This window comes from Brachybacterium sp. ACRRE, from assembly GCF_022346485.1.
In the GTDB taxonomy this organism is placed as follows: Bacteria; Actinomycetota; Actinomycetes; order Actinomycetales; family Dermabacteraceae; genus Brachybacterium; species Brachybacterium halotolerans.
Genome location: NZ_JAKRMO010000121.1, coordinates 1 through 3,448, shown reverse-complemented (window position 1 = coordinate 3,448; position 3,448 = coordinate 1). Strand labels below are relative to the sequence as shown.

Here is a 3,448-nt window from a genome sequence, read left to right as displayed (position 1 = left end):
GCACGACCCGACCCGCCTGACCCGACCCACCCGGCCTGACCGCCCGACACGACCGCCCGCACCGATCACCACAGGAGGTCACCATGACCACGACCGTCCCCGCGTCCACCTTCGAGACGCCGCTGAAGTTCGCCTACTGGGTGCCCAACGTCTCCGGCGGCCTCGTCGTCTCCACGATCGAGCAGCGCACCGACTGGCAGCTGCCCTACAACTCCGCCCTCGCGAAGACCGCCGAGGACTCTGGCTTCGAATACGCCCTCACCCAGACCCGCTACGCCGCGAGCTACGGCGCCGCGCAGCAGCACGAGGCCTCCGCCTTCAGCCTCGCCCTGCTGGGCGCGACCGAGCGCCTGCGCGTCATCGCCGCCTTCCACCCCGGCATGTGGCACCCGGGCGTGCTCGCCAAGTGGCTCATCACCGCCGACCACCTCTCGGGCGGCCGCGCCGCCGTCAACATCGTCTCCGGCTGGCTGAAGGACGAGTTCACCGGTTTCGGCCTGCCCTGGCTCGACCACGACGAGCGCTACGTGCGCACCGAGGAGTTCATCAGCGCCCTGCGCGGCCTGCTCACCGAGGAGGGCTACTCGCAGGACGGGAAGTACTACTCGATCGACGACTTCACCCTCTCCCCGAAGCCCGTCGACGTCGCCGGCCGCCCCCACCCCGAGATCTTCTTCGGCGGCAACTCCACGGCCGCGCAGAAGGCCGCCGGCCACGTCGCCGACTGGTACTTCTCCAACGGTCGCGACCTCGAGGGCTACCAGGGCAACGTCGAGGGCGTGCTCGCCTCCGCGGCCGAGGTCGGCCGCAGTCCCCGCTTCGGCCTCAACGGCTTCGTGATCGCCCGCGACTCCCGGAAGGAGGCCGAGGAGACCCTCCGCGAGATCGTCGCCAAGGCCCACCGCCCGGCCGTCGAGGGCTTCGCCCAGTCCGTCAAGGAGGCCGGACAGTCCACGGCCGACGGCAAGGGCATGTGGGCCGACTCCTCCTTCGAGGACCTCGTGCAGTACAACGACGGCTTCAAGACCCGCCTCATCGGCACCCCCGAGGAGATCGCCGAGCGCATCGTCTCCTACAAGGAGATCGGGGTGAACCTGCTGCTGACCTGCTACCTCCATTTCACCGAGGAGGTCGCCGCCTTCGGCCGCGACGTGATGCCGATCGTCCGCGAGCTCGAGAAGGACCTCGCCCGCAAGCACGGCACCGAGCTCGACGCCTCGCAGATCCCCGACGTCCCCGGCGTGAGCGCTGAGGCCGCCACCGCCGCGGCCGACGCGACCCTCCCGTCGGCCCCGTCGGCCCCCTCGACGGATGAGGAGCAGGCCGCGTGAGCGACGAGCGCACCTTCGGGTTCCGCACCCGCGCCCTGCACGCCGGCGGCACGCCGGACGCCGTGCACGGCGCCCGCGCGGTCCCGATCTACCAGAGCACCTCGTTCGTCTTCGACGACGCGACCGACGCCGCGACCCTGTTCGCCCTGCAGAAGTACGGCAACATCTACTCGCGCATCGGCAACCCCACGGTCGCGGCCTTCGAGGAGCGCGTCGCCTCGCTCGAGGGCGGCATCGGCGCGGTCGCCACCGCGTCCGGGATGAGCGCCGAGTTCATCACCTTCGCGGCGCTGGCCGGCGCGGGCGACCACATCGTCGCCTCCGCCCAGCTCTACGGCGGCACCGTCACCCAGCTCGACGTCACCCTGCGCCGCTTCGGCGTGGAGACCACGTTCGTCGCCTCCTCCGACGCCGCGGACTACGCGGCGGCGATCCGGCCGGAGACCAGGGCCGTGTACGTCGAGATCATCGGCAACCCGTCCGGGGAGATCGCCGACCTCGAGGCCCTCGCCGAGGTCGCCCACGCCGCGGACGTCCCGCTCGTGGTCGACGCGACGCTCGCGACCCCGTACCTCGTGCGGCCCCTCGAGCACGGCGCCGACATCGTCATCCACTCCGCCACGAAGTTCCTGGGCGGCCACGGCACGACGCTGGGCGGCGTGGTCGTGGAGTCCGGCCGCTTCGACTGGGGCAACGGCAAGTTCCCCGCGATGACCGAGCCCGTCGCGAGCTACGGCGGCCTCAGCTGGTGGGGCAACTTCGGCGAGTACGGATTCCTCACCAAGCTGCGCTCCGAGCAGCTGCGCGACATCGGCCCCTCGCTCAGCGCGCAGTCCGCCTTCCAGCTGCTCCAGGGCGTCGAGACGCTCCCGCAGCGCATCGACGCCCACCTCGCGAACGCCCGTGCGGTCGCGACCTGGCTGGACGAGGACCCGCGCGTCGCGTATGTGACCTGGGCGGGGCTCCCGGATCACCCGCACCACGAGCGCGCGGAGAAGTACCTGCCGCTCGGTCCCGGGTCGGTCTTCGCCTTCGGCGTGAGGCCGACGGGCGACTTCGCGAGCGACGAGGAGCGCGCCGCCGCGGCCCGCGCCACCGGCGAGGCGGTGATCGGGAACCTGCAGCTCGCCTCGCACCTCGCGAACATCGGCGACGCCCGCACGCTCGTGATCCACCCGGCCTCGACCACTCACCAGCAGCTCAGCCCCGAGCAGCTGCTCGCGGGAGGCGTGGCACCGGACCTGATCCGGATCTCGGTCGGGCTCGAGGACCCCGAGGACATCCTCTGGGACCTCGACCAGGCCATCACGACGGCGACGGGGGTGGAGCGATGAGCGCGGAGCAGCAGGCGGGACGGACCTGGGTCGGACCCTCGGCCCCGCAGCGACTCGGGATCCTGCGGCGCACACGGTCCGTCGCGATCGTCGGCGCCTCGACGAATCCCTCCCGGGCCAGCTACTTCGTGGCGACCTACCTGCTCTCGAGTTCGCCGTACGACGTGTATTTCGTGAACCCCCGTGCGACGGAGATCCTCGGGCAGCCGGCCTACGCCTCGCTCGCGGACCTCCCCGTGGTGCCCGACGTGGTCGACGTGTTCCGCCGCCACGACGACCTCCCCGACGTGGCCCGGGAAGCCGTCGAGGTGGGCGCGAAGACCCTCTGGCTGCAGCTGGGCTCCTGGAACGAGGAGGCGGCCGCGATCGCCGAGCAGGCAGGGCTCGACGTGGTCATGGACCGCTGCCTGAAGATCGAGCACGCTCGCTTCCACGGCGGTCTGCACCTCGCCGGCTTCGACACAGGGGAGATCACCTCGAAGAAGCAGCGCCTCGCGCGGTAGGCGCGGGCGAGGCGCCCGGTGTTGCGGCGCCCCGAGGCACGGTGCCGGAGGGCGCCCCGAGGCGCGGTGCCGGAGGGCGCCCGCGTCGCGCCGGACGCAATGGACGACGGCCGGTTCCCCGGAGGGGGGACCGGCCGTCGTCGTGCGTCGGGAGAGTGGTCGAAGGGGCCAGGTGGGACTCGGCGCGGTGGCGGCCGACGCGACGGAACATCCGCGGCGAGGAACCGGGGACACTTTCGCATGGGGGTGGGACATTCGGGGTTTGGGGTGTGGGTGAGTG

3 protein-coding genes are annotated in these 3,448 nt (G+C 71.9%); all 3 read left to right on the top strand.

Annotated features, from left to right (window positions below):
* Positions 1-83: 83 nt before the first annotated feature.
* From sfnG to MHY49_RS18830, 3 genes are read left to right on the top strand one after another with little or no spacing between them, the layout of a single operon-like run.
* Positions 84-1,331, top strand: a complete 1,248-nt coding sequence (sfnG, locus tag MHY49_RS18840; protein ID WP_239206777.1) for a dimethylsulfone monooxygenase SfnG — start codon at positions 84-86, stop codon at positions 1,329-1,331.
* Complete coding sequence (locus MHY49_RS18835; protein ID WP_239206775.1) at positions 1,328-2,665, top strand: O-acetylhomoserine aminocarboxypropyltransferase/cysteine synthase family protein; 1,338 nt, start codon at positions 1,328-1,330, stop codon at positions 2,663-2,665. Before sfnG ends, MHY49_RS18835 begins: the two co-directional genes overlap by 4 nt.
* The gene (locus MHY49_RS18830) at positions 2,662-3,168 is read left to right on the top strand and encodes a CoA-binding protein (protein ID WP_239206773.1); all 507 of its coding nucleotides are present in this window, start codon (positions 2,662-2,664) and stop codon (positions 3,166-3,168) included. Before MHY49_RS18835 ends, MHY49_RS18830 begins: the two co-directional genes overlap by 4 nt.
* Positions 3,169-3,448: the final 280 nt, after the last annotated feature.